19 protein-coding genes and 1 other RNA gene are annotated in these 24,750 nt (G+C 69.8%); 12 read left to right on the top strand and 8 right to left on the bottom strand.

Going from position 1 to position 24,750, the window contains the following annotated elements; all coding sequences use genetic code 11:
* Positions 1-272: 272 nt before the first annotated feature.
* Both sitA6 and sitI6 read left to right on the top strand, forming a co-directional pair.
* Positions 273-1,007 (top strand): SitA6 family polymorphic toxin lipoprotein, encoded by a 735-nt coding sequence (gene sitA6, locus LZ198_RS00190; protein ID WP_253969772.1) that lies wholly within the window; start codon positions 273-275, stop codon positions 1,005-1,007.
* Complete coding sequence (sitI6, locus tag LZ198_RS00185) at positions 1,007-1,753, top strand: SitI6 family double-CXXCG motif immunity protein (protein ID WP_253969771.1); 747 nt, start codon at positions 1,007-1,009, stop codon at positions 1,751-1,753. Before sitA6 ends, sitI6 begins: the two co-directional genes overlap by 1 nt.
* An 84-nt stretch (positions 1,754-1,837) precedes the next feature.
* Here the strand turns inward: sitI6 and ssrA are convergent.
* Positions 1,838-2,203: a transfer-messenger RNA gene (ssrA, locus tag LZ198_RS00180) on the bottom strand.
* 217 nt (positions 2,204-2,420) lie between these two features.
* Here ssrA and LZ198_RS00175 point away from each other — a divergent pair.
* From LZ198_RS00175 to LZ198_RS00160, 4 genes are all read left to right on the top strand, one after another.
* Complete coding sequence (locus LZ198_RS00175) at positions 2,421-3,782, top strand: M16 family metallopeptidase (protein ID WP_253969770.1); 1,362 nt, start codon at positions 2,421-2,423, stop codon at positions 3,780-3,782.
* Complete coding sequence (locus LZ198_RS00170; protein ID WP_253969769.1) at positions 3,782-5,389, top strand: M16 family metallopeptidase; 1,608 nt, start codon at positions 3,782-3,784, stop codon at positions 5,387-5,389. The genes LZ198_RS00175 and LZ198_RS00170 overlap by 1 nt, the downstream gene beginning before the upstream one ends.
* A gap of 76 nt (positions 5,390-5,465) precedes the next feature.
* Positions 5,466-7,412: an OmpA family protein gene (locus LZ198_RS00165; protein WP_253969768.1), complete on the top strand. Its 1,947-nt coding sequence runs from the start codon at positions 5,466-5,468 to the stop codon at positions 7,410-7,412.
* A gap of 95 nt (positions 7,413-7,507) precedes the next feature.
* Entirely contained in the window at positions 7,508-8,146 is a 639-nt protein-coding gene (locus tag LZ198_RS00160) for a dioxygenase family protein (RefSeq protein ID WP_253969767.1), read from the top strand.
* A gap of 214 nt (positions 8,147-8,360) precedes the next feature.
* Here LZ198_RS00160 and LZ198_RS00155 read toward each other — a convergent pair whose 3' ends face one another.
* Positions 8,361-9,719: a 3-oxoacyl-ACP reductase gene (locus LZ198_RS00155; protein ID WP_253969766.1), complete on the bottom strand. Its 1,359-nt coding sequence runs from the start codon at positions 9,717-9,719 to the stop codon at positions 8,361-8,363.
* A 389-nt stretch (positions 9,720-10,108) separates the two neighbouring features.
* Between LZ198_RS00155 and LZ198_RS00150 the strand changes: the two genes are divergently transcribed.
* Complete coding sequence (locus tag LZ198_RS00150) at positions 10,109-12,124, top strand: amidohydrolase (RefSeq protein ID WP_253969765.1); 2,016 nt, start codon at positions 10,109-10,111, stop codon at positions 12,122-12,124.
* Positions 12,125-12,190: 66 nt separating this feature from the next.
* Here the strand turns inward: LZ198_RS00150 and LZ198_RS00145 are convergent, their stop codons facing one another.
* From LZ198_RS00145 to LZ198_RS00135, 3 genes are all read right to left on the bottom strand, one after another.
* Positions 12,191-14,668, bottom strand: coding sequence for a spermine/spermidine synthase domain-containing protein (locus LZ198_RS00145; RefSeq protein ID WP_253969764.1), 2,478 nt, complete (start codon positions 14,666-14,668; stop codon positions 12,191-12,193).
* Between the two features lie 133 nt (positions 14,669-14,801).
* Positions 14,802-15,737, bottom strand: coding sequence for an AraC family transcriptional regulator (locus LZ198_RS00140; protein ID WP_253969763.1), 936 nt, complete (start codon positions 15,735-15,737; stop codon positions 14,802-14,804).
* Between the two features lie 119 nt (positions 15,738-15,856).
* Entirely contained in the window at positions 15,857-16,612 is a 756-nt protein-coding gene (locus tag LZ198_RS00135; protein WP_253969762.1) for a hypothetical protein, read from the bottom strand.
* A gap of 351 nt (positions 16,613-16,963) precedes the next feature.
* Here LZ198_RS00135 and LZ198_RS00130 point away from each other — a divergent pair, with 351 nt between their 5' ends.
* The 5 genes from LZ198_RS00130 to LZ198_RS00110 all read left to right on the top strand — a co-directional run bounded on the left by LZ198_RS00130 (position 16,964) and on the right by LZ198_RS00110 (position 21,191).
* Positions 16,964-17,536 (top strand): RNA polymerase sigma factor, encoded by a 573-nt coding sequence (locus LZ198_RS00130; RefSeq protein ID WP_253969761.1) that lies wholly within the window; start codon positions 16,964-16,966, stop codon positions 17,534-17,536.
* A 3-nt stretch (positions 17,537-17,539) separates the two neighbouring features.
* On the top strand, positions 17,540-18,319 hold the full coding sequence (locus LZ198_RS00125; protein ID WP_253969760.1) for a hypothetical protein: 780 nt from the start codon (positions 17,540-17,542) through the stop codon (positions 18,317-18,319).
* A gap of 8 nt (positions 18,320-18,327) precedes the next feature.
* Complete coding sequence (locus LZ198_RS00120) at positions 18,328-19,992, top strand: caspase family protein (RefSeq protein ID WP_253969759.1); 1,665 nt, start codon at positions 18,328-18,330, stop codon at positions 19,990-19,992.
* Positions 19,992-20,609 (top strand): carboxypeptidase regulatory-like domain-containing protein, encoded by a 618-nt coding sequence (locus tag LZ198_RS00115; protein WP_253969758.1) that lies wholly within the window; start codon positions 19,992-19,994, stop codon positions 20,607-20,609. The genes LZ198_RS00120 and LZ198_RS00115 overlap by 1 nt, the downstream gene beginning before the upstream one ends.
* A 171-nt stretch (positions 20,610-20,780) precedes the next feature.
* Positions 20,781-21,191: a DUF4267 domain-containing protein gene (locus LZ198_RS00110; protein ID WP_253969757.1), complete on the top strand. Its 411-nt coding sequence runs from the start codon at positions 20,781-20,783 to the stop codon at positions 21,189-21,191.
* Between the two features lie 145 nt (positions 21,192-21,336).
* On the opposite strand, the gene LZ198_RS00105 is transcribed toward LZ198_RS00110, so the two are convergent.
* The 3 genes from LZ198_RS00105 to LZ198_RS00095 form a co-directional block, all read right to left on the bottom strand.
* Positions 21,337-23,007, bottom strand: a complete 1,671-nt coding sequence (locus LZ198_RS00105; protein WP_253969756.1) for a hypothetical protein — start codon at positions 23,005-23,007, stop codon at positions 21,337-21,339.
* An 86-nt stretch (positions 23,008-23,093) separates the two neighbouring features.
* Positions 23,094-23,672: a TlpA family protein disulfide reductase gene (locus LZ198_RS00100; protein WP_253969755.1), complete on the bottom strand. Its 579-nt coding sequence runs from the start codon at positions 23,670-23,672 to the stop codon at positions 23,094-23,096.
* On the bottom strand, positions 23,669-24,745 hold the full coding sequence (locus LZ198_RS00095) for a CFI-box-CTERM domain-containing protein (protein WP_253969754.1): 1,077 nt from the start codon (positions 24,743-24,745) through the stop codon (positions 23,669-23,671). The genes LZ198_RS00100 and LZ198_RS00095 overlap by 4 nt, the downstream gene beginning before the upstream one ends.
* Between the last annotated feature and the right edge of the window lie 5 nt (positions 24,746-24,750).

The following is a 24,750-nucleotide window of genomic DNA, read 5'->3' as shown; positions in this document are numbered from 1 at the left end:
GCCTCGGAGTTGGCGCATGGCGCGGTGGTCGTCGTCGCGGATGCGCTTGCCACGCAGTTGCTCGGGCGTCGTCTGTCTCGACGCGCAGTGGACCTCCGTGCCAGGGCAGAAGTGATGACGGCATCCCTCGCCCCCGTGGGTCCTCTTCCACGCCCGACTGCGCTGCTATCGTCCCGCGCGTTCGCGTGCGCGACGGCCCTTCTGCGGCGCCCCCCGTGTGCTTGAGGCCGAGGCGCGCATGCCGTGAGGACGACATGTCCGGGGGGACTTCCATGGCGGTGTTGCGTTCGTGGTGGGTAGTGCTGCTGCTCCTGCTGGTTGGCTGCGCGTCGGCTCCCGTCGCTGGGCGACTGGACCTGCCGCGCGAGGACGACTCCGCGGAGGCCTGCGCCGAGGCGGCCGAGGAGGACGACGACGAGGGATGCATCACCCTGGCCTGCGACGGTGACACCTGCGGACTGTACCGATGCGAGGACGTGTCATCCGCACCGATGGCCTTCCGCACTGCCGGCACAGCCGCCCCCATGGCAGGCGTCGGCACCTCACCCCAGCGCTACTGGGGCGCCCCCCAGCTCATGCCCGGCCGCGAGCCGGTCCTCGTCTTCCACATAGAGCGCCCCGAGGAACTGCCGACAACGAAGGCGCTCCGCAAGGCGCGCGCGGAGTGGGAGCGAGCTCCGAAGGAGAAACACCACATCTTCCCCCGGGCATTCGAGGCCTACTTCAACCGTCAGGGCATCAACATCCACGAGTTCGCTTTCGCCATCGACGTGAAACGCCACAAGGCGCTCCACAGCGGCGAGCGAGGCGCACCATGGAATGCGGAGTGGGAGGCGCACATCTGGAGGCTGGAACGCGAACGCGAAGCTGGCCTTCCGCGCGGAGAGATTCGGCGTCGACTCTTCGAGTTCGCTGGGGGCATGATCCAGAAGTACCGACTCGTTGGAATGCCCATGTCGTACTGGCAGCAACTCACCGCGAAGATGCGGCTGGCGGAGGACGGGTGATGCGCTACTACGAACTGGGCCCGACCTCCGATGCAGGGGCGACGAAGTGGCGATGGGGCATCACCGGCAAGCGCCCTTGGGGGTTACCGGGAACGGAATGTCCCAGATGCGAGGCAGGCGGCGCGACCATCGCGCTCAACTACCCGAGCGTGGACCTGTCAGGACTGCTCGAGGAGCGCGAATACCGGCGGGCCCGCCTGGCTCCCTGGGATGAGTACGTCCGCCTTCGTGACCGGGTCCTCTCCCTCATGCCGCCGGGTGCCGTCGTGCGGCCAGGGACGGAGATGGGGGCGCTGGTCGGCAGGGTGCGTGGACTCCCGCCGCCTGTGGCGATGGATGCGCCGTGGAACCTCTACGCCCAGCCCGAGGGCGTGAAGCGGCTCCTCGCCGCGGGACTCTGCGGCATCAAGCCCGTGCCCACTGCGCTGAAGGTCGGGCGGGACGTGCCGCCGCTGCTGGAGTTGGAGCTCGGCGTGGGCGGGGACTACGCTCCCGAGTGCCGCCCCGAGTTGGTGGGGGAGCCCTGCCCCGTGTGCGGGACGCAGCGGCGGGGCCTTGAGCCCTACCGCTGGTGGTTGGACCGTGACGCGCTGCCAGAGGCCGACGTGTTCCGCTTCCGGCACAACCCGGCCTGCACCATCGCGAGCGAGCGCTTCGTCGAGGTGCTCCGGAACATGGGCGATACGGGCATCCAGGTGACGGAGATTGCTCCGCCCGCTGCGCGCGAGGCGAACGCATCGCGCTAGGACGCACCGCCCAAACCACCGGCTCCACCGGTGACTCTCGGCCAAAGAAAAAGCCCAGCAACCTTGCGGCTGCTGGGCTTCACTCAGTGGAGGCGGTGGGAATCGAACCCACGTCCGAAAGCCTTCCGCTCTTCGACCCTACGTGCGTAGTCCGCGATTTGCTACGTCCCCAGGACTCCCACGGACAGGATTCCTAGAGCCGGTCCTGGATAGGTCTCGCCACCTCGAGTCCAGGCACCCTCGGCGGCCAGCCCGCATTATGACGGTCGATCCCAACCCCACGGGCCGAGGGCTGGGGGACCGCGCACTAAGAGCTGTTTTTAGGCAGCCAGCGCGAGCTCAACGTTGTCGTTGGCTTTTGTGTTCTCGCCTAGTGGGATTTACGAGCTACCAAGCAAGCTCGGCACGCGTCTCGAACTTCTATGCCCCCGTCGAAACCAGGTCACCCCCGACAGGTCCTACATGTTGCGACCGCGGTCACCGCGACCGCGACTTCTTCACATTAACCGGTGACGGCCCTGCGTCAATCCTTCTGAGCCCCTGTCCCCGCACCTTCTCGCACGACTCCGGACAGTCTGCGCCGAAGGTGCTTCCTCCCAGGCCGGGCCAGCGTAGGGTCTGCCTCCCCGCCGGCTCCCCTCTCTGGGGCCGGCCCAGAGGACACCGAATGAGACGACTGCTCCCCCTCCTGCTGCTCCTGCTCGGCGCGGCCCTGCCCGCCGCCGCCCAGGCGCCCGCCTCCACGGCCTTCCCCTATTCCCTCAAGACGGACACCCTGCCCAACGGACTGACCGTCGTGCGCGTGCCCTACCCGTCCCAGGGAATCATCGCGTACGTCACCGTGGTCCGCGTCGGCTCGCGCAACGAGGTGGAGCCCGGCAAGACGGGCTTCGCGCACTTCTTCGAGCACATGATGTTCAAGGGCACCCGTCGCCACCCGGAGGGCACGCGCGAGAAGTTGATGGGCGCGTTCGGCTTCGACGACAACGCCTTCACCACCGACGACATCACCCTCTACTACTCCTACGGTCCCTCCGCCGGCCTGCCCCAGCTCATCGAAATCGAGGCGGACCGCTTCCAGAACCTGGAGTACTCCGAGCCCTCCTTCCGCACCGAGGCGCTCGCCGTGCTCGGCGAGTACCACAAGAACGCCGCCGCGCCGTACCTCAAGATGGAGGAGGCCCTCAACGCCACCGCCTTCACGAAGCACACGTACCGCCACACCACGCTCGGCTTCTACGAGGACATCAAGGCCATGCCGGAGGCCTATGACTACAGCCGCACCTTCTTCCAGCGCTGGTACACCCCGGACAACACCCTGCTCTTCATCGTCGGCGACTTCGACGACGCGAAGGTGATGCAGCTCGTCCGCGAGAACTACGGCCCCTGGAACCGCAAGGCCGCCCAGGTCACCGTCCCCGTCGAGCCGCCCCAGCGCGGCACCCGCACCGTCCACGTCGACTGGCCCCAGCCCACCCAGCCGCGCATCGTGCTCGGCTGGCACACCCCCGCCGCCTCGCCCAAGACGCCCGACTCCGCCCTCCAGGCGCTGCTCGTCGACTACCTCGTCGGCCCCACCAGCCCCGCCTACAAGTCGCTCGTGCTGGACAAGCAGCTCGTGGAGGCCATCGGCAGCGACACCAGCGAGCACCGCGACCCGCACCTGTTCACCCTCACCGCCACCCTCAAGGAGGAGCGCTCGCGCGACACCGTGCGGCTCGCCCTCCTCCAGGAGGTGAGCCGGCTCGCCGCCGGCAAGGTCGACGCCGCCCGCGTCAAGGCCGCGCAGGACCACGCCCGCTACGGCGCCCTCATGGCGCTCCAGACACCCCGCGACGTGGGCATCCAGCTGGGCTGGTACGCCGGCATCCTCGGCACGCCCGACGGCCTGCAGACCCACCTGCGCCACCTGGCGGAGGTGACGCCCGCGCAGCTGTCCACCTTCGCCAAGCGCTACCTCACCGCCAACAACCTCACGATGCTCAGCCTCACCCCCAAGGCCTCCGCCAACGAGGGAGGGACGAAGTGATGAACACCCGAGCCACCCTGTCCCTCGCCGCCCTGCTGGCCCTGTCCGGCTGTGCCTCCACGCCCAAGCCCGCGCCGGAGCCCGTCCCCCCGCCGCCCGCGCAGGAGGCCACCACCCCGCCGACGCCCGCGCCCACCACCGCGCCCACGGAGGTCCCCGCCGTCCCGCTGCACCAGCCGAAGCCGCTGGAGACCGTCGTGCTCGCGCGGAAGGACACGCCCATCGTCACCTTCCGGCTCGTCTTCCACACGGGCTCCATCGACGACCCGAAGGGCAAGGAGGGACTCACCGCGCTCGCCGCCACCCTCATGGCCGAGGGCGGCACGCAGAAGCTCACCTCCGCCCAACTGCTCGACGCGCTCTATCCCATGGCCGCGGAGCTGGAGGTCTACCCGGACAAGGAGTTCACCACCTTCTCCGGCCGCGTCCACAAGGACTTCCTCCCGCGCTTCGTCGACATCCTCACCGACGTGCTGCTCGCCCCCCGGCTCGACGCCGCCGAGCTGGAGCGCCTGCGCACCAACGCCGTCAGCGACGTGGAGAACGGCCTGCGCAGCGCCAACGACGAGGCGCTCGGCAAGGCCGCGCTCGACGCGCTCCTCTACGAGGGCCACCCGTACGCGCACTACGTCGGCGGCACCGTGCAGGGCCTGAAGTCCATCACCCTGGACGACGTGAAGGCCCACGTGCGGCGCGTCTTCACCCAGGACCGCCTCGTGGTGGGGCTCGCCGGCGCCGTGGACGACGCGCTCCAGCAGTCGCTCCTCGCGAAGCTCTCGACGCTGCCCGCCCAGGGCGCCCCCCGCGTGGAGCTGCCCACCGTGAAGTCCTCCGCCGGCAAGGTGGTCATCCTCCAGAAGGAGGCGCTCTCCACCGCCATCAGCCTGGGCACCGTCTACCCCCTGCGCCGCGGCGACCCGGACTACTACCCCATCGCGTTCGCCCTCTCGCACCTGGGTGAGCACCGGCAGTTCATCGGCGTGCTGTTCAACGAGCTGCGCGAGAAGCGCGGCCTCAACTACGGCGACTACGCCTACCCCGAGAACTTCATCGAGGACCCGGGCAGCACGTACAACCGCACCAACATCGCGCGCACCCAGCAGCTCATGTCGCTGTGGGCCCGCCCGGTGGAGCCCGCCAACGCCGTGTTCGCCACCCGGGGACTGGTGTTCTTCCTCGACCAGTTGGTGAACCAGCCCCTGTCCCAGGAGCGCTTCGACCTGATGCGCGGCTACCTCCAGGGCTACACCCGGCTGTGGGAGCAGACGGACGCACGCCGGCTCGGCTACGCCATCGACTCGCTCTTCTACGGCACGCCCGACTTCCTGGAGCAGTACCGCCAGGCCATGTCGAAGATGACGCCCGCGTCCGTCCAGGAGGCCGTGCGCCGCCGCCTGCACCCGGACGCCCTGGGCTTCGCCTTCGTCACCCAGGACGCGGAGGGCCTCGCCCAGGCGCTGCGCTCCGGCCAGCCCTCGCCCATCACCTACGCGTCCCAGAAGTCCCCCGAGCTGCTCGAGCAGGACCAGGCCATCATCCGCCTGAAGCTGCCCGTGCGCCCGGACGCCATCCACGTCGTCCCCGCGCAATCCTTCATGGAGAAATAGCGCGACGCTGTACTCGGGCCCCGGGGGTGGGTCATTTCTTTCCGCCCCTGGGAGCTGGATGGTATGAGCTTCCATCATGCGAGGCTCCAGCTCCGGGCACTTCCCTTGGCGGCGGCTCCTGTACGGCCCCGCCATCCGACTCGTCCTGGCGGGTCTGTGGCTGGCCTCCACGGCGAGCCACGCGCAGACCGACCCGTTCGCCCGAGGCTTCGACGCCGTCCCCGTCAAGCCGACGCCCGCCCAGCACAGCGGCATCGCGCTGGAGGGCACCACCAGCGGCGAGCCCGTGGGCAGCTTCCGGGGCGCGCTGCTGTTCGACTTCAACTGGCGCATCCTGTCCCTGCAACTGGGTGACGAGAAGCAGGGCAACCTGCTGCCGTACCGGCTCGACGCGCACCTGCTCTTCGCCTACCAGTTGCACGAGCGGCTCGAGCTGGGCGTGGACCTGCCCGTCACCGTCCTGCAGGGCGACAACTTCCAGTTGCTGCGCGACGCGCTCGACGCGCCGGACTTCCCGGGCGCGGCCGGGGTGGGCCGCACGACGCTCGGGGACGTGCGGCTGGTGCCACGCATCCACGTGCTGGACCGGGAGAAGTTCCCGGTGGGCGTCTCGCTCATCCCGGAGGTGCGCTTCCCCACCGGCAGCGCCGACAGCTTCACGGGCGAGCGCGGCTTCCTCTTCGCCCCGCGCCTCGCGGTGGAGCAGCGCTTCGGCTCGCTCCCCGTCCCCATTCGGGTGCTGGGCAACGTGGGCATGCGGCTGCGCAAGCAGGCGCAGTACCTGAACCTGGTGGTGGGCGACGAGCTGACGCTGGGCGCGGGCGCCATCGCCGAGTTGCCCAACATGGGGCGCTTCACGGACGTGGAGGCCACGGCGGAGATGCACCTGGCCACGCCGCGGGTGCGCCCGTTCAACTCCGACCAGTCCGATTCGCTGAAGTCGCCGTGGGAGGTGCTGGTCGGCGCCCGCGCGAAGATCTGGGGCAACTGGGGCCTGGAGCTGAACGTGGGGCGCGGCGTCGGACTGTCGAGCGGCTACGGCCGCGAGGCCCTGCGCGTCATGTTCGGCGTGCGCTATGACGAGCGCTTCGTCGACTCGGACGGCGACGGCGTGCCGGACGTGAAGGACCGCTGCCCCAACGAGGCCGAGGACAAGGACGGCTTCGAGGACTCCGACGGCTGCCCCGACCCGGACAACGACAACGACGGCGTGGTGGACGGCGAGGACAGCTGCCCCAACGTGGCCGGCCCCAAGGAGCGCAAGGGCTGCCCCGAGGTGGACACGGACGGCGACGGCATCACCGACGAGTTCGACAAGTGCCCGGACAAGGCCGGCCCGAAGGAGTACGACGGCTGCCCGGACTCCGACGGCGACGAGGTCCCGGACAACGAGGACGACTGCCCCGAGCAGTTCGGCCCGCCGGAGAACAACGGCTGCCCGTTCGACAGCCCGCCCTACGTCTTCGTCGAATCCGACCGCATCCGCATCAAGGGCAACGTGCTCTTCGAGACGGGCTCGGCCGTCATCCAGAAGCGCTCGTATCCGCTGCTGGACGAGGTGGCCACGGTGCTGCGCAAGAACCCCACGCTGGGGCCGGTGCTCATCGAAGGACACACCGACAACCGCGGCTCGCGGCAGCTGAACATGGGCCTGTCGGACAAGCGCGCCCGGTCCGTGCTCGAGTACCTGGTGGGCAAGGGCATCGACCGCAAGCGCCTGAGCTCGGCGGGCTTCGGGTTCGACCGCCCCATCGCCACCAACGACACCGCGCTGGGCCGCGCCAAGAACCGCCGCGTCGACTTCAAGCTCGTGCGCTCCGAGGTGGAGACCGAGAAGAAGGAGACCGTCGTCCCGGCGGGACAGCCGCCTCCGACCACCCCGCCCGCGGAGAAGAACGCTCCGGCGGAGAAGCCCTCCCCCACGACGGAGGAGAAGGCCCCCGCGGCGCCTCCGGCCACGGGAAAACAGCCGGCCCAGGCGACGCCGGCCGCGCCCACGGCGCCAGCTCCCGGCGGCAAGTAGCAGGGGCGCGGCGTCCCTCCACCGCGCTTCCCGGGAATACCGGGGCTCGAATGGGGTTGCCCCGGCGGTTGGCGCTCCCATTCGAGAGGTGGCCCTTGCAACAGCTCGAGCGGCGCTCCGTCCTCGTGGGGATGGGTGCGTGTGCGGTGGGTGCAGTGGCCTGCGCGAGGACGGCGACAGCGGAGTCCCCCGCCCGGGCGGACCTCTACACGTGCGAGGGCTGCGAGGCCCTGGGCGAGCGCCCCGCCTCGTCCCTGGGGCCCACCGTCCAACTGGCGAGCGCCGCCGAGCCCGGGGAACGGATGACGTTGACGGGACGCGTGCTGAGCACCGGGGACCGGAAGCCCGTGGCGGGCGTGGTCGTCTACGCCCACCACACCAACGCGGCCGGGCTGTATGCGAATGGCACCCAGGAGTCCGAGTGGAGCCGCCGCCACGGTCGTCTGCGCGGCTGGGCGAAGACGGGGCCCGATGGGGTCTACACGTTCCACACCGTCAAACCCGCGCCCTATCCGAACGACACACTCCCGGCGCACGTCCACCTGGTCGTCGGCGAGGCAGGGCGCCCCCCGTACTACGTCGACGACGTCGTGTTCGACGGGGAGTTCGGCGTGACGGCCCGCTATCGCGAGAAGCAGGAGCTGCGGGGCGGCAGCGGCATCGTGCGGCTGCGACGCACCGCCGAGGGACGGTGGCTCGCCACCCGGGACATCCTCCTCGAGCGACATCCCTGAACGGGAGCGGGGCTCGGCATACCGGGCCCGCCAGAGACATGGGCAGACCCCACAGTCCAGACACGGCCCTGATTCGCGCGTGGAGGAATCGCGTCCTTGGTCTCATTCGAGAGCGTGGGTTCGGAGGGGAGCCGAGCGCTCACGCGTGAACCAGGGCCGGAGGCGGACATCGTCCCCTGCCCTGGCGCCTCCACGGCCACGTGCCGCAGACGTCTCACGCGCCGATGAGCCCCTGACCACAGACCCGTACCGTATTGCCTGTCACACCGAAGGCGCCCGGACTGGCGAGGAAGGTGATGAGCTCCGCCACGTCGCGCGGCAGCCCACCCTGCGACAGGGAGTTGAGCCTGCGCCCCACCTCGCGCGTCATGAGCGGCATCTTGTCGACCATCGCGGTCTCGATGAAGCCCGGGGCCACTGCGTTGGCGCAGATGCCACGGCCAGCGAGGCGCGGCGCGAGCGCCGCCACATAGCCGATGAGCGCCGCCTTGCTGGTGGCGTAGTTCGTCTGTCCGAAGTTGCCCGCCACGCCGCTGATGGACGACAGGTACACCAGTCGCCCGTCATCCCTCAGGACTCCACCCTCCGACAACGCCTCATCCACCGCCACGATGGCCGCGAGGTTGACGGCGAGCACCGCGTCCCACTGCTCGGGGGTCATCTTCGCGAACGTGCGGTCCCGGGTGATACCCGCGTTGTGTACGACGATGTCCACGCCGCCGTGTCGCTCCTTCAACGCGGCCACGAGGCGCGCCGGTGCATCCGTCGCCGTGACATCCAGCACCAACGCCTCCCCACCGATGCGGGACGCGGTGGCCTTCAACGCCTCCTCGAGGGCCGGTACGTCCAGGCACACCACCCGTGCCCCCTCCTGCGCGAGTCGCTGCGCCGTGGCCTCGCCGATGCCGCGCGCGGCCCCCGTCACGAGCGCCACCTTCCCATCCAAGGCCTCATGCAACGGCACCGCCGAGGGCGGGCGCACCCCGGTCGAGAGCCGGACCGCCTGTCCGGACACATAGGTGCACGCCACGCCGCAGAAGAAGCGCAGCGGCCCGGAGAGCCGGGCCTCCGCGCCACGCGCCAGATAGATGAGGTTCACCGTGACGCCGCGCCGCCCCACCTCCTTGCCCAGACTGCGCACGAAGCCCTCCACCCCACGCGCGGCGGCAGCGGCCGCCGGGCGCTCCATCTCCTCAGGCACCGCCGCGACCACCAACACCCGGGCATTGCGCGCGAGCCGCGGCCCCCTCGGGTGGAAGAAGTCGTAGAGCGCGCGCAGCCCTCCGGGCCCCTCCAGGCCGGTGGCATCGAAGACGATGCCGTGCAGTTCCGGGTCTGCTCCCTCACTGGCCGACTCCACGACCCGCGCGCCCCCCTCCGTCAGCGCCGCATGCACCTGCTGTCGGGCGAAGCCACCTGGAGTTCCTCCCACCGCCAGGACCCGGTCCACGAAGGGCCTCGCACTCCAGCCAACGCGCGCCCGCGCCAACTGCGTCGGCTGAGGAAGGCCGAGTGCCCGCACGAGCCCGCGGGTGAGTGGGTTGTGGGCCAGGGACATGAGCCGGTCAGTCATGGAAGCGCTGCTCCTGGGACCCGCGAGCGGTGCCGTGACGTTCGCGCTGGGGCCACCTGAAGGGGGAATGTAGCCAGGACAGTGTAGAGCGCTGAGCCTCCACGTGAAGAGCGTCCGCTGCCCGCTGAAGTTCTCCGAATGCGAGCAACAAGACACACGCCCTCCCACGCGAACCGCAGACCTCGAGCTGACACGCCAGGAAACCACCCTGAAGCGCATTGACGCGTCGGAGCGTGCCCTGACACGTCAAACGCAACCACGACACGTCAATTCCTCACATTGACGCGTCAAAAACAGCCCACCCGCCGACCCATGCCGATGTCTGGATTTTCCCGTCCCCTCGGGTCGCGGCTCCCTAGACTGGCAATTCCTCTTCAACAGGAGTCTCGATGAGACGACATCCAACCCAGAAGACACGGACACATGGCCGCTCGCACCGTCGCACCGCCGCGATGCTGGGAGCCCTCGCGATGCTGACGTCCTGCGCGACCAAGGGAAGCATCAACCCGGTCACCGAGCGCACCACCCTCTTCATCGGCAAGATCATCACCCTGGACGACAAGGGCACCATCGCGGAAGCCGTCACGGTGGACGGGCGCGGACGCATCCTGAGGGTGGGCACCGAGCAGGAGCTGCGCGCGGGACTCGAGATCGGCGTGAAGGCCGTCTACCTGGAGGAAGGCCAGGTCCTCCTTCCCGGGTTCATCGACCCGCACCTGCACCTGCTTCCCACCCTGATGCAGAGCCTGCTGGGGACGCACAACCTGGCGCCCTGCCTCCCTCCGCCGTACAACGCGTCCTCTCCCGAGGAGTGCAAGAAGCACGAGGATCTGCTCGGCGCCCTCTCCTCGATGAAGGTGGCCCCTTCCGTCGTCGAGCCCGCCGACACCTTCGTGCTGGGGATGAATCTGGACCCGTCACGACAGGCGTTCATCCCGGGCAAGTGCGGCGTGAACGGCAACGTCGCCTTCATGAAACAACCGAAGCTCTACATCGACGCCTGCGTGAGCAAGGACCGTCCGGTCATCGTCCTCGACCAGTCGGGCCACCTCGCCTACGTGAACCAGAAGGCCTTCGATGTCGTCTGCAAGGGCCAGACGAAGTGCCAGCCTCCGTCCTCGGTGACCGACAACGGCGGCAAGTGGGTCACGGACGCGAACGGCTTCACCGGCCTGCTCGAGGAGTCCCCCGCCTTCGCGCCATTCCTGGAGGCGACGCAGCAGGGAATCCTCCTCCAGAAGACGATCCCCGCGGGGAGCCTCCAGGAGCTCCACCAGGCCATCCAGGCGCTGCGTGAAGCGGGCCTCACCACGGTGGCGGACGGTGGGCTGTCGAGCCGGAGCCAGCTCGAAATCGTCCAGCGACTCGCCGAGAACCCAGCCTTCCCGCTGCGCGTCACCGGCGTCGTGACCCATGACGCCGCCGCGGCCTTCAAGGACGCTCACGGCGTCAAACATCCGGCGCTCCAGCCCACGCCCCCCGCGTGCGATCCGAACCAGGATTTGCAGTGTCACCTGCCCAAGTGGCTGGGTGCCGGGGGTATCAAGCTCTGGGTGGACGGGTCGACGCAGGGCTGCACGGCGCTGCTCGGTCAACCCTATACCTACAGCGCGAGCGGGCACTGTCCGGAGGCGGGCGCGGGCCAGGGCGACTTCGCGGACGCGGCGGCCCTCACCTCCGCCATGCGCCCCTACTGGGCCGACTCGGCCTGGCGCCTCCAGCTCCACGCCAATGGCAACCAGGCGAACCAGCTGGCGCTCGAGGCCTTCGCCCAGCTCCAGTCGGAGCATGCCAACCGCCGCAGGATGTTGCTCATCCACAACACGGTGGGCCTGGATGCCATCTCCCAGGGAATCGGCAACATGCGCACGGGGAACTACGCGGCCGCCAGCGGCCAGAAGGTGCCCGCCCTGGACCTGCGCGTGACGCACCTGATTGGACATGTCGCCTATTGGGGAGATGCCCTCGCGCAGATGCTGACGAACGGCACCTCGCACAGCGGCAACGACATCGACCCGGTGAACTTCGACCGGCGCTACGACATCCCGTACTCGCTCCACAGCGATTCGATGGTGACCCCCGCCCGTCCCCTCTGGTTCGTGGAGCAGGCCGTCACGCGCCGGACGTGGGCCTATCCGGACTTCAAGAAGACCTACGTGCTCGGGCCCGAACACGCGATGACGGTCGAGGAGGCCCTGCGCGCGGTCACCATCGAGCCGGCCCGCCAGCACGAACTGGATGGATGGCTGGGCAGCATCGAGTCGGGCAAGGTCGCGGACTTCGTCGTGCTCGGCAAGAACCCGCTCGACTTCGACCCCGCCAAGAACGGCGACCCGACGAAGATCAGCCAGATTCCAGTGGTCCGGACCTACGTGAACGGGAAGGACACGGCCCTCCCGGAGTAACGCGACCCAGGGAAGGTCCTCACGCGCCACGCGGGCGTGAGGGCCCTCTGCCTCCGGGAAAACACCTCAGGCCGCGGGATCGAAGGGGACAGGGCCTCCGGCCGCGGAGTCCTGGGCAGCCTTCGGCTCCAGGGGGGGCGGCGGCGCGGCCTGCTCGACATCCGGGAGCGGCGTCCGTCGCATCACCCAGGCGAGGACTCCCGCGCCCAGGTAGCAGGCCGTCCCCAGTCCGAACGTAACCGCCGTGCCGAAGTGGATGGCCACGTAGATGGCCCCCGCGCTCGCCATCACCGAGAATACACCGTTGAGAGCCCATCCCCACTGGACCAAGTCCTGCCTGCGCCCGATGAGGGACATCCCAAGGGACATGGGAAGTCCCATCAGGAAGGACAGCGGCGCGATGAGCGCGGCCGAGACGGCGATGCGCGAAGCAAGCGACATCCCCACCACGGACTCCAGGACCGGCCCCTTGATGGACAGGAAGGCGCCAAGCCCCACGGCGAGCGCGACGAAGACGCCTCCGGTCACAGCGGGCCGAGCCCTGGAGAGCCGCTGCGCGAACAAGCTCCCGACACCGCTGGCGACGAGCATGCTCGCCAAGACCGTGGCGAAGGTGATGGTCGGACTGCCCAGCACGAGCGCGAAGACATGGAAGAACTCCATCTCCACGAGCATGAAGGCCACCCCCAAGAGCGAGAAGTAGCCCAGGGAGGCCCAGCCCGACATCCCCATGCGCCCCGTCCGCCGGGCCAGTTGGAACAAGGGCACCAGGAGGAAGGGAATCACCAGGGCCATGAGGATGGCCACCATGCTCCGCAACTCCAATACGCCGGTGCCTGCTTCCCTCGCGGGCCCCTCGCGCTCCACGAAGTAGAAGGGGTTGTCGTCGGTGGCAGGAGTGATGTCCAGAGGGCTCTCCTCCCACAGCCGCGCGGGGTCCGGCCGGGTGATGATGTCGCGGATCATCCTCTCGAACGAGGCGAAGGTCCGGGGAATGGAAGCGGCATCGAGCGAGCCATCCGGCAGCCAGAGCGCCTGGAAGCCCATCGCGTCGAGGTGCTGACGGGCGACCGCGACGTCCGCGGGCGTCATGGGCGTACGCTTCACCAGCACGAAGCACATGGGCCTGGGAAAGTGGGGGCTCGCCACCGCGGCCACCAGCATGTGCTTGCCCGGCTCCTGGATGCCCAGCTTCTCGAGGGCCTCGCGCGCCACCGTCAGGCCCCGCATCGAGTCGATACGAACCACCTCGCCCGCCCCCAGCGCGCGCAGGAAGCCCATGTAGCCGTCGGGCGTGAGGTGCTGGAAGAACTCCTGGTAGGCCTCGACCGTGTAGAGATAGTTCTCGCTGAACGCCAACGCGGTCGCGCTCCCACCCGTGTCCACCCAGGTGAGGGTGATGAGGTCCCACTTCTCGGTGGAGCGCTTGATGAACGTCCGACCGTTCTCGATGTGGAGTGAGACGCCGGGGAGGTAGTACGGCCGACCGGAGAAGTCCGCGAGGTCTTCATTCACCACCCGCGCAACCAGCGGGTTGATCTCCACCGCGGTAATGTCCTTGCGACCATGACGGACGGCCTGGAGGACATCCACGCCTCCTCCCGGGCCGATGATGAGCTGCCTCCCCGAGGGCGGCACCAGCTTGTGGGCGAGCGCCGTCAGGTCGTGCTCGAGATAGGTGTAGGCGGAGAGAGATTCCGGTTTGCCATCGAACTGGACGATCTGCGTCCCACCGAGCCCGTCGATGATGAGGTCCAACATCTTGAACTTCGGACCGGCATAGCGCTCGCTCAGCGACCAGGTGAAGAACTGCGTCGGATGCACGCGAACGGAGGAGATGGAGTTCCACTCCGAGACCACCGTAGGCCGCCCCAGCCAGCTCACATGCGGAGGCCTCGCGATGGCGGGGATTCGCGTGAGGAAGCTCCCGAGCAACACGAAGGCGAGCGTGAGTCCTACCGCGGCGAGCGCGGTGGTGCGCTGCCCTCCCGCCAAGGCGAACAGGATGGCCGCTAGCATCGGCAGGATGACGACCGTGCCGAGCATGACCTCCACTGGCGTGTTGAGCTCGAGGAGGAGGACGGCGGCGATGCAGCCCAGCGCGGCCGACACCAGGTCGACGGCATAGAGCCGGTGGAAGCGCTCCCGGTGGTGCGACAGGACGAGCGAGACCACGAGCCCGCCGAAGAGGAAGAGCGGGAAGGCGCACCAGAAGATTCCCGCCAGGGACCAGAACTCCTGGGCGTAGACGCGGAAGGCGCCGCCGAACCTCACGTGGGGCAACAGCGTGAGAATCCCCATGATGCCCACGAAGCCGGAGATGCCCGCCATCAGGCTCAGCACCGCCACGTGGCCCAGCACACGCTCGGGCGTGAAGAAGCGGTGTGCGAGCTGAGCCAGGAGCCCACCCGACGCCAACCCCAGCATCGCCAGGGAGATGAGCATGAAGGCGTAGTAGTAGGTCATCGTCCCCGCGAGCAGACGCGACATCACCACCTGGGCCGTCAACATGCTGGCCGCGACGAGACCGAATCCCAGGCTCATGGCGCGCATCGAGGCGCCGACCGAACGCTCTTGCATGGTACTGAAGTGTCCTTCCTGATGAGGCGCGGGAAGCATAGGAAAGTCCGAAGGACTATCAAAGGCACAGGGGCAAGCCCCTGCCCTGGCGGCTGCTTCAGGCCTCACGCACCTTGCGCCGGTATTCCCCGGGAGGCACGCCCATGACGCGACGGAAGGCGCGGTTGAAGGCGAATTCGGACGTGTAGCCGACGCGGCTGGCGATGGCCGCGAGGCCGTCCTGGCCCTGCTTCAACTGGTGCGCGGCCTCCCGCATGCGCAACTGGGTGAGGTACTCCAGGGGCGTCGTTCCCACCTCGGCCGAGAAGCGGCGAGCGAGGGTCGCCCGGGAGGTCCCCACCCGACGCGCCAGCTCGCTCACGCTCCAGTCCGTGCCGGGTGCCTCGTGCAGGCACCCCAACGCCCGGGCCAGGGTCGGGTCTCCGAGCGCCCCCAGCCAACCGGCGCCTCCCGGCGGCTGCGCGTCCGCCCACGCGCGCAGGACCTGAATCAAGAGGATGTCCAGCAGCCGGGAGACGACCACCGAGACGCCTCGCTCCGCGCGCTCGTACTCGCGCTCGAGCAGCGACAGGGTGGGCAACAGGGCCCGAGCCTCCTCCGAAGCGCCGCGCAGATGGACGTGTCCGGGCAGCAGCTTCAACACCGGATGCGCGCCAGGGTCTTCGAACGTGAAGCAGCCACACAGCAGGCGCGACTCCACACCGGAGCCACCCAGGTCGTAGGACGAAGCACCTGCTCCGCGCGTCGACAGCCAGTCCCCGAGGTCGAGCCTGGGGCTGCGCGGAGAGTCCGCCACCGAGTGGCCCTCGCCCCGCGGCAGGAGCACCACGTCACCGGGCCCGAGCGCGAGGACCTCACGTCCTCGCCACAGGTGACAGGTGCCCGCGATGACCATGTGCAGGGTGGCCGTGTTCGTGGGCGGGAAGCGCAGGCCCCAGGGGGCCCGCGCCACCGTGCGGCAGTACACCTGTCCTCGCAGCCCCGTGCGCTCGAGGATTCGTCCCAGCAGGTCCGAGGGAGTCGCGAGGTCCATGACCTCAGGCTACCAGCGCCACGACGCCCACGCTCGGCCCCTGAGCGCTTCGGACAAATCTTCGAGTCGCCGGGACAAGGCGGCGGAACCTCACCGCCTCCCGGAGGCTCCGGGGAGCCTCAGTCATCGTTCTGGTCGTGGTCCTCGTCGTCCTCGCCGCCGTCACGGTCGTCGTCGTCGAACGCGTCGATGGAGCGGTGGAGGTTGTTCTCGATGGTGGAGCGAGCCGACGCATCCCTCGGGTCCAACCGCCGACCGCCCTCGTCGACGAACCAACCGGTCGGGTCGATGTTGAGGGTGATGTTCGGCTCCTCGCCCGCCTTCACCTCGAAGCGGGCTTCCCGCTCCTGCTCCACACGCACGCTGGAGACGAAGCTGAAGGGCTCGCCGTCGATGTGTCCGTCGATGACCACGGACGCGCCCAACTGGGCCAGCTCCGCGAGCGCCGCGTCCCCGCCCGCCTCGGCGGTGGAGACCTTCCCGATGTCGAACTCGATTTCGTCGAAGACACCCGGCGACACCTCCAGGTTGCCCACGTGGACGACCCGGCCATTCAGGTCGTCGGCCGACAGGTCGATGAGGAAGGGCCCCAGCTTCTGCTCCGAACCCTGGTCGTCGCCAGTCCGTGGCGTGTCGTCATCCGACCCATGGTGCTGACCATCGTCGTCGTCATCTCCCTCGTGCTCCAGCTCCAGCCCACGCACGGAGAGGCGGACCCTCTCGATGGTGATGCCGGAGGCGGGCTCGAGCTGCTGCGCCATCTTCCGCGCACCCGGGGCGCCACCGACCCGCGTGCTCAAGCCGACCTTGACGGTGTCGTCACTGCCACAAGCCGCGAGCAACATGATGGACGTGCACAAGCCGATGAATCGCATGCCTTGCGTCTCCTGTTATCGAGGGACCTGGCGGGCGGCGTCTCCGGCCCGGGACCGTCCGAAATCCCCTGTCTGAAATGAAGGAGTCCCGAGCCCCGAATCGGCCACATCCCGGAGCTCCGCTCCCCCCGGACACGAAAGTCCGTGGCCGTTCGACGGCTCGTGACTCCTTCCATGGAGACGGGTTACTGACCGGGGAGACATGGCTTGTCCGCGTATCGCGAGCGTGGGGTACCCCCGGAGGGCCGGTACGCCCTTCGTGTGGCCGGGGACGGCCACGCGGGGAACCTGCTCCCATGGCGCGCGCCCTCACCGTGGGGCCGCGGGCTCCGTGGGCAAGCGGGGCGTGTCGTGACGGAGGCGGAGCTCTCCACCTGCATCCAGCGGGCGACCCAGGGTGCGCAGGACGCCCACCGGGAGCTGTACCAGCGCTTCCATGGCTCCGTGCGGCGCGTCGCGCTCGGCTACTCCGCGCTGGGGCCCGCGGAAGTGGAGGACGTGGTCCAGGAGACGTTCGTCCGGGCGTTCCGGGAGCTGTCCCGGCTCCAACATCCCCGGGCTTTCGGTCGCTGGCTGGTGACGATTGCCCGGCACCATGCCCAGGCCCTCAGCCGAGGCGCGCGACTTCGGGGGCGAGCGGCGGAGGACCTGGCGCTGGAATTGGAGACGACCACGCCCGCGGTGCCCCCCACCCTGGAGTTGGAGCGGCGCGCGGCGGTGGTGCGCGAGCTCATCGAGGAGCTGCCCGAGGGCCCGGAGAAGGAGACGGTCCGCCTCTTCTATCTGGAGGGTGAGCTGAGCGCGCGGGAGATCGCCGAGCGCCTCGGCCTGGGCAAGAGCGCCGTGACGATGCGCCTGGAGCGATTCCGCGCGCGCGTGAAGCGGCAGTTGCTGGCGCGGCTGCTGGCCGCGGGAGTGGGATGAGCCATGAGCGACGCGGACAGACATCTGGATGCGCGCAGTTGGAAGGCCCTGCAGGACCGGTCGCCCGACGCGGTGGCCTACTTCGCCGACCACCTGTCCCGCGACTGCGAGCTGTGCGAGGCGTTCCTCGCGCGGACCGGCGAAGAAGAAGATTCATTCGGCCTCGAGGCGATGACCGACGAGACGTTGGGCGCGCTGGGCCCCCTCCGCGAGGACGCGGTGGGCTGGGCCCGGCTGCGGCGACGCATGGGCCCGCCTCGGCGCGCATGGCTCACGGGCGCCGTGGCGGTGGCCGTGGCGGCCTCGGTCGCCTTCGCGCTGCGTCCTCTCGCGCCAGCGGGTGAGCAGGCGGACACCTCGTGGCAGTTGAAGGGCGGCGCGGGACTGTCGCTGGAGGTGACGGCCGTCGCCCGGCTGCCGGATGGGAGCCTCCAGGCCGTCGCGGAGGACACCGCGCTGCCGGCCGAAGCCGTCGTGCTGGTGCGCTACCGCTCCAACGAAGTCGCCGATGCGCTGCTCGCGCTGGAGGCGCCAGGAGCGCCCCCCCAGATGCTGGGGAGCTACACGCTGGAGTCGGGGACCCACGACCTGCGCGAAGGGGGCGAGCTGGTGGGCGTGTCCCTGGAAGGTGAGCACGGTCCCCGGACCCTGGTGCTGGTGGCGTGGCCACGAAGCCCCCACTCCCTGGCCGCGCGCGACGCGGCGCTCGCCCGGGGACAGGTGCCCGAGGACGCCCTCCAGGCTCGACTCCGGCTCCAGGTGATGCCGGGGTATCATCGCTGAGCGTGTCCGTGCATCGCTCCGGCCTTCACGTCGTCCTCTGGCTCGGCCTCCTGCTGGTCTCCGGCTGCGGCGCCGTGGCCGCCGGGGAGAAGGGGAAGGCGGTGCGCGTGAGCCTGGACTCGGCGCAGCTCTCGTTGGCGTACGAGGGCGAGCGCCACGCGTTGCTCATCGGCATCAGCCAGTACGACGACGATGCGTGGAACGACCTGCGCTATCCGGGCAAGGACGCGGAGGACCTGGGGCGCGCGCTGGCGGACCCTCGCCACGGCGGATTCCGCTCGGTGACGGTGCTGAACCAACCGGAGCAGACGACCCGCGCGGCGGTGCTGGAGGCCCTGCGCGAGCTCGCGGCGCGCCCCTGGCGCCCCAAGGACGTCCTGGTGGTCTACGTCTCGGGCCACGGCACACTCGCGCGGGATGCGCGGGGAGAGCTCCAGCGATACCTGGTGATGCGCGACACCCGCTTCCGGGACGTCCAGGGAACGGGCCTGGAGATGGCGGTCCTGGAGCGGGAGCTGGAGCAGTTGGGCTCGCGGCGACGCGTGCTGGTGCTGGCCACCTGTCACAGCGGGACGGGCAAGTCCCTGCTGCCGCCCTCGGTGCTCGAAGAACTGGAGCGCACCAAGGGCGCGTTCCCGCCTCGGCCACTGGAGGAGGACAGCCGCGCCTCGCTGGTCCTGTCCGCCAGCGACTGGGGCGAGGCGGCGCGCGAGGACGACGCGCTCGCCAACGACATCTACACGCACTTCTTCGTGGAGGCGCTCGACGGTCGGGGAGACCGCAACCGGGATGGCGCGGTGAGCGCCACCGAGGCCCATGACTGGGCGCGCCGGAACACGTGGACGTATACGCAGGGCCGGCAGCGCCCGAGCGCCCGGATGACGGAAGTGGGCGCGGACCCGGTGTTGCTGTCCGGGACGTTGACCCGGCCGGGTCAACCCGAGGTGTTCTCCTACAGTCCGCGACTGGAGGGCTTCACGCTCAAGGTGGACGGCGTGGACGCGGGCGAACTCCCAGGAGGCGTGACGCTGCCCGAGGGCAACCGGCGCCTGGGCCTGCACAAGGGCGGAGAGGTGCTGTGGGAGGACACCGTGGCGTTGCGTCCCGGTGAGCGCCGGGCCCTGGACTCGCTGCTGCGAGAGTTCGCGCGAGGTCATCGACGCACGGCGGCCCTGGAGGTGGGCGCCTTGGGCTTCCTCGACGGACGCAGCCGCCGCGAGGTGCTGCCCCCCACGATGATGGCGGGCGCGAGCCTGCGGTGGGAGGGCGTCCTCCTGGAGCGGAGGCTGGACGTGGGTGTGGACCTGTCCGCCGGCCAGGGACGCCGGGCACTCCAGCTCGACGTGGGCGGGACGGTGCCGGTGCGCCACCGCGCGGTGATGCTCGGCGTGACGGTGGGGCCCTCGTGGCAGTGGGGACGGCTGGGCGTATCCACGGGGCCGCGTGTGGCCGCGTTGTGGCTGGAGCGCTCCTTCCAGTTGGACCTGTTGAGCCAGGACGAGCGCTACGTCACGGTGTGGCCTGGCTGGATGGCGGGAGTGTCATGGCGCGTGGCAAGCCAGTTCGTGTTGGAGGCGAGGGGCCAGTTGCTCTGGGCCTACGTGCCCGTGGACGGGCGCACTCGCGCGGTGGGGTTCGGAGGCCTGTCGTTGGGCGGAGGGTATCGATTCTGATGCGCGCGCCGAGACATCCGTGGTTCATCGCGTGGGGGGCCCTGGCCTTCATGGGGGCCTGTGGCGGATTCAACAACGGGCCCCTCGAGGAAGGCACCGTGCGAGGGCGGCTCCTCGGCGCCGAGGCCGACGTGGCACACGTCAGCGTGCTCGGCCAGCCCGACCTCCGCGCGAGCGTGGCGGCGGACGGGCGCTTCGAGCTGACGCGTGTCCCCGCGACCTCCGTGGAGCTCTTCCTGGTCGCAACCCGCACCCGGGCGGCACGAGCACGGGTGGAGCCACAGGGCGCCCGTGTCACCGACCTGGGCGACATCGACGCCCCCCAGGGCGCCTTCGTCACCGTGAGGATGCGGGACGCGGACGGGAAGATCCCCTCGCGAGGCGAAGTGGAGGTCGAGGGCACGACGCTCGACGACCTGAAGCTGGACACGTCGACCGGAGAGGTTCGCGTCGGTCCCCTCCCCGCGGGCTGCTACACACTGGAGGTCCAGGGCGACAAGCACGGAAAGGTGGAGGAGGAGGTCTGCGTCCGCGAGGGCGAGTCGCTGGTCCGCGACTTCATCCTGCGCGGCGAGGACGACGATGACGGTGGCACCGACGACGACGGAGGGGACTGAAGCCCTCCTCGCATCCCCGGGACGTCCGCGTCACGCGACGCCGTGATGACTCCAACGCTCGGGCCGTGAGCGTTTCGGGCAAAGCATTGAGTCGTAGACGCATGGTGGCGGGAGGCCATCTCCGCCACATTGAGGACCATGAACGCGGCGCTCACGCCCTCTGGAGACCTCATGAACCCGACCCACCCCGCATCGTCCTGGAAGCTCTCGTCCCCCACCGCCGCCTTCACGATGCTGCTGGTGGCCTTCATGCTGTTCTTGACCCTCCGCACCGTGCTGGACCCGGCCAGCGCGGCGACGGGCTTCGGCGTCCCCTACTCCGGGCCCGAGGTGATCCCCTGGCTGCACGTCAAGGCGGGGCGCGACCTCGGCATCGGGTTGGCGCTGGCGGGGCTCGTCGCCCTCCGACAGCGCCGGGCCGCGGGCGTCTTCGTCCTCGCCAGCATCGTGATGCCCGTCGTGGATGCGCTGACGGCCGTGCGCGAGGGCGGCACCTCCGTCGCGATGGCGCTCGCCATCCATGGCAGCGCGGCCAGCTATGGCGTCATCCTCGCCACCGCGCTGCTGTGGAAGCGGGACTGAAGGCACATCCCGAGCGCCCGCTGCGCGACGCCGGGGGCACCGGCGACGCGCCTCCCGAGGTGCCGTCGCGGAGGAGCGCCACCGGACCAGCGCGGCGGGCAAGGCGTGGACCTTCACCCGCGTCGTCCACCGGCTGTTCCCACTGTCACCGCGGCGGCGCCAGGTCCGGCAGCAGGGGCACGCGGCGCGTTCCCGGGCCGTTCGGCGTGGACGGGCTGTTGTTCGTCACCCGCCGCAGCAGCGAGCGCAGCCTGGCCGCGTCCTTGCGCAGGTTGTTGACGAAGGCCGACGGCGCGGCCGGCTCCACGTAGAACGTCACGCACCCCACCGTCGCGTCGGTGATGTAGGCGCCGAAGTCCTGGAGCGCCTGCGCCACCATCTTCCCCTCGGCCGTCAGCCCCTGCGCGTTGATGTCCACGGACGGAGGGATGGCGAAGTACGCGCCCATGGAGACGTGCCCCTTGTAGGTCGACTCGCTGCCCCAGTCCTGCTCGGTGGCGGGCCAGACGTAGCCCTTCGCGGTGCCGTAACCGCTGGAGTCGTACCCGCTCCATCCGCCGCTGTAGTAGAGCTGCGCGCGGTCCACGGCGAGCGCGATGGCGTGTTGGATCTTCCCCGTGTAGCTCGGGTGCGTGGACGTCGTCTCCCACGCGCGGATGAGGCCGCCCACCGCGGAGCCACCATACGCGCGCACGCCGGCGCGGGGCCCCAGGCCCGAACCGTAGAGGTCGATGGTGTGGTGGCGCCCCACGCTGTACGCCGTGGTGGACTGACGCGTGGTGGCCCACGCCTCGTCGAGGTACGTCTTCTGCGGGTTGATGACGTGCATGTGCTTGTCCGAGCCGTCCGCGATGACGGCGGTGGCGGGCACGTAGTAGGCACCGTTGCGCGACGAATCGTTGTAGTCCGTCACCGTCGCCCACGGGTCGGTGTCGGCCGCGAAGCTGACGGGATGCGAGTACTGGTTCCAGTTGGCCCAGCTCGTGAGGGTGATTCCGTTGAGGCTGGTGGCGAGGAAGTCCTTCGTCGCCAGGTCCGTGGTGTCCGCGTACGTCGCGCCCTGACCGATGGGCAGGTTCCACACCGAATTCGAGCGGAACGGCTGCAGCGTCGCGTCACGCGTCCCCTGGGTGTAGACCTTGAACTCGTCGAAGCGCGCGAGGTTGTCCTGGCTGCCGAGCAGGCCCACGCGGGTGGCGTACTGGTGGGTGGAGTCGTCGACGCCGCCCTTGAACACGCCGTTGAGGTACACGTCGATGCGGGTGCCCTGCGCGCGCACCTCGAGCACGTCCCCCGCGACGGGCACCTGGTTGATCTGCAGCGGGAAGGTCTGCGTGCCGCTCAGGTAGCGCGTGAGGAAGTACTTCCCCTGGCTCGTGTCCGTCGCCAGCTTCCAGCAGTTGGAGCGGTCGACATGACGGAAGGTGAGGCCGGAGTACTGGCCCAGCACGGCCAGCGTCACCATCACCCGGACGTCGGACGTGCCGGGCACCGTGGTGTAGTGGTCCATCCACGTGCCGTCGTCCTTCGCGAGGTAGGCGCGGCCGCCCATGACGCCCCACGCGCTGCCCCAGTAGGGGTTCGAGGTCCACGCGTGGACGCCCTGCTCCAACGAGTTCAGGCGCGAGTCGTGGTTGGCCCGGCTGAAGGAGTCATACAGGTTGGCGTCCGAGGCAGCCTGCGTCGCGGCGGCCAGCGGCGCCTCCCGCGTGTCGCGGGACTCCTCGCCACCACACCCCAGGGACACCAGGGGGAACAGCAGGGACAGGAGCGCGGGTCGGGGGGCCCGCGGGAAGGCACTTGCAGAGGGGGACATCTCGTCTCCTTGTAGGCACGCCTGGTAAGCGTGCTTTTCAAGGATATCTCGGTGTCCGACAGCACCCCGGGGAGGGGAGCGCCAGGCTACTGCTGCTTGAGGGCGCGCTCGATGCGGCGGCGCAGGGCGTCCTCGGACAGGGCGCCGCGCTGGGCGTCCATCACCTTCCCCTCGCGGTCGAGGAAGTAGAGCGTGGGCAGCGCGCTCACCTGGAAGGAGCGCGCCATGTCGTCGCTGGCGTACACCACGTAGGGCTTGAGCTCCGGGAGGTGGCGGCGGATGAAGCTGTCCACCAACTGGGGGGCCGAGTCGCCGTCGTCGCGGCTGGCCGCGAGGAAGACGAGCCCCTGGGACTCATACTCCTTGGCCAGCTTGACCAGGGCCGGCATCTCCTCGCGGCAGGGCGGGCACCACGTGGCCCAGAAGTCGAGCATCACCACCTGCCCGCGGAACTCCTCCAGCTTCAGCACGCCGCCGCCGTGCCGCTGCATCTCGAACGCGGGCGCGGACGCGCCGTCCGGCACGAGCTGCGAGCGCCGCGCCTCCAGCACGCCGAGGTACACGATGCCGCCCACCGCCAGGGCCGCCAGGAGCCCGAGGAACACCTTCGTGCCTCCGCCCGTCGGCCTCGCCGGCGGCGGTGCGCCGATCGGTTCTTGCGTCACGCGTCTCCACTCCTCGTCAGGCGGTCATGCACCCGCCGCAACACCCACCGCACGCCGCTCCGGACCACCGGTCGCCGCGCCACCCACCGCGCCACGGAGGGCCCGTGGCGATAGTAGCCACGGATGAACCCGCGCCCGAGCGCGCTCTTCCCGAGCACCTCGTCGCGGTACGCCCGGAAGGCCACCAGCTCCGGCGCGCCCTCGCCGAACGCCACCGTCACCACGAAGCACGAGGACGCCGGGCTCACCCACATGAGCCGCTGGTTGGTGAGGTTCACCACCACCTTCAGCTCCCGCGCGTCCGTGTAGAGGAACGCCAGCAGGTCCCGGCGCGCGGCGGGGAACTCCTGGCCGCTCGCCTCCTCGAACTCGATGCGCGAGCTGCCGTTGCCGCCGACCTCGTCCACGGTGAAGAAGTAGCGCTTGGAGCTGCGGCGCACCTCCACCTCCAGCCCGCGCAGCTCGCCGAAGTACGCCAGGAAGGGCGAGCGGCACACCGGGCAGACGAAGCGGTTGTACGCGTGGTTCGTCAGGAAGGCGTAGTCCCCCACGCGCTTGCAGCCGGTGTTGGGACACACGAGCTTCACGCTCGCCTGCGGCGCGGGACGGGGGTCGTAGCGCGACGTCTTCGTCCCCTTGTCGAACACCGGCGGCGGGCGCGGCGGCGCGGACACGAGGTGTCGCGTCGGATGCGCGGCGCGCTCCAGCTCCAGCGCGCGGCGCCACGCCGTCTCCGCCGCCTCCAACCGGCCGCTCGCGGTGTGGACCAGCGCCTCGCCGTGCGCGAGCAGCGCCGCCACCAGCTTCTCCAGGGCGGGCGCCATCGCCGGGTCGCGACCGGCCGCCAGCGCCTCCGCCAGCACCTTCTCCACCTCCGGAAGCAGCGCCTGCGCCACCTTGCGCGAGGGGTCCTCCGCGCGGCGGTACACCGGCGGCTCCGGAATGCGGGTGAACAACGCGGACGCCGCGGCGCGGACGCGTTCCACCACCGCGTCCCCACGTCCGACGTCCATCTGCGAGGCCCGCTCCCGGGCCGACTGGAAGAACTCTTCGGGCTGCAAGCCCGCGGACATTAAGT

Source organism: Myxococcus dinghuensis (assembly GCF_024198235.1).
GTDB classification, from domain to species: Bacteria; Myxococcota; Myxococcia; order Myxococcales; family Myxococcaceae; genus Myxococcus; species Myxococcus dinghuensis.
Note: the sequence above shows the minus strand (reverse complement) of the source record. Positions and strands in the feature narration are given on the sequence as shown.

Excerpts from the sequence above, each read along its gene's own strand:
- LZ198_RS00135 (WP_253969762.1), bottom strand. The coding sequence starts at position 16,612 with ATGCGATTCATCGGCTTGTGCACGTCCATCATGTTGCTCGCGGCTTGT.
- LZ198_RS00150 (WP_253969765.1), top strand. The coding sequence starts at position 10,109 with ATGAGACGACATCCAACCCAGAAGACACGGACACATGGCCGCTCGCAC.
- sitA6 (WP_253969772.1), top strand. The coding sequence starts at position 273 with ATGGCGGTGTTGCGTTCGTGGTGGGTAGTGCTGCTGCTCCTGCTGGTT.
- LZ198_RS00110 (WP_253969757.1), top strand. The coding sequence starts at position 20,781 with ATGAACCCGACCCACCCCGCATCGTCCTGGAAGCTCTCGTCCCCCACC.
- LZ198_RS00170 (WP_253969769.1), top strand. The coding sequence starts at position 3,782 with ATGAACACCCGAGCCACCCTGTCCCTCGCCGCCCTGCTGGCCCTGTCC.
- sitI6 (WP_253969771.1), top strand. The coding sequence starts at position 1,007 with ATGCGCTACTACGAACTGGGCCCGACCTCCGATGCAGGGGCGACGAAG.
- LZ198_RS00125 (WP_253969760.1), top strand. The coding sequence starts at position 17,540 with ATGAGCGACGCGGACAGACATCTGGATGCGCGCAGTTGGAAGGCCCTG.
- LZ198_RS00105 (WP_253969756.1), bottom strand. The coding sequence starts at position 23,007 with ATGTCCCCCTCTGCAAGTGCCTTCCCGCGGGCCCCCCGACCCGCGCTC.
- LZ198_RS00095 (WP_253969754.1), bottom strand. The coding sequence starts at position 24,745 with ATGTCCGCGGGCTTGCAGCCCGAAGAGTTCTTCCAGTCGGCCCGGGAG.
- LZ198_RS00145 (WP_253969764.1), bottom strand. The coding sequence starts at position 14,668 with ATGAGCCTGGGATTCGGTCTCGTCGCGGCCAGCATGTTGACGGCCCAG.
- LZ198_RS00140 (WP_253969763.1), bottom strand. The coding sequence starts at position 15,737 with ATGGACCTCGCGACTCCCTCGGACCTGCTGGGACGAATCCTCGAGCGC.
- LZ198_RS00165 (WP_253969768.1), top strand. The coding sequence starts at position 5,466 with ATGCGAGGCTCCAGCTCCGGGCACTTCCCTTGGCGGCGGCTCCTGTAC.
- LZ198_RS00155 (WP_253969766.1), bottom strand. The coding sequence starts at position 9,719 with ATGACTGACCGGCTCATGTCCCTGGCCCACAACCCACTCACCCGCGGG.
- LZ198_RS00115 (WP_253969758.1), top strand. The coding sequence starts at position 19,992 with ATGCGCGCGCCGAGACATCCGTGGTTCATCGCGTGGGGGGCCCTGGCC.
- LZ198_RS00175 (WP_253969770.1), top strand. The coding sequence starts at position 2,421 with ATGAGACGACTGCTCCCCCTCCTGCTGCTCCTGCTCGGCGCGGCCCTG.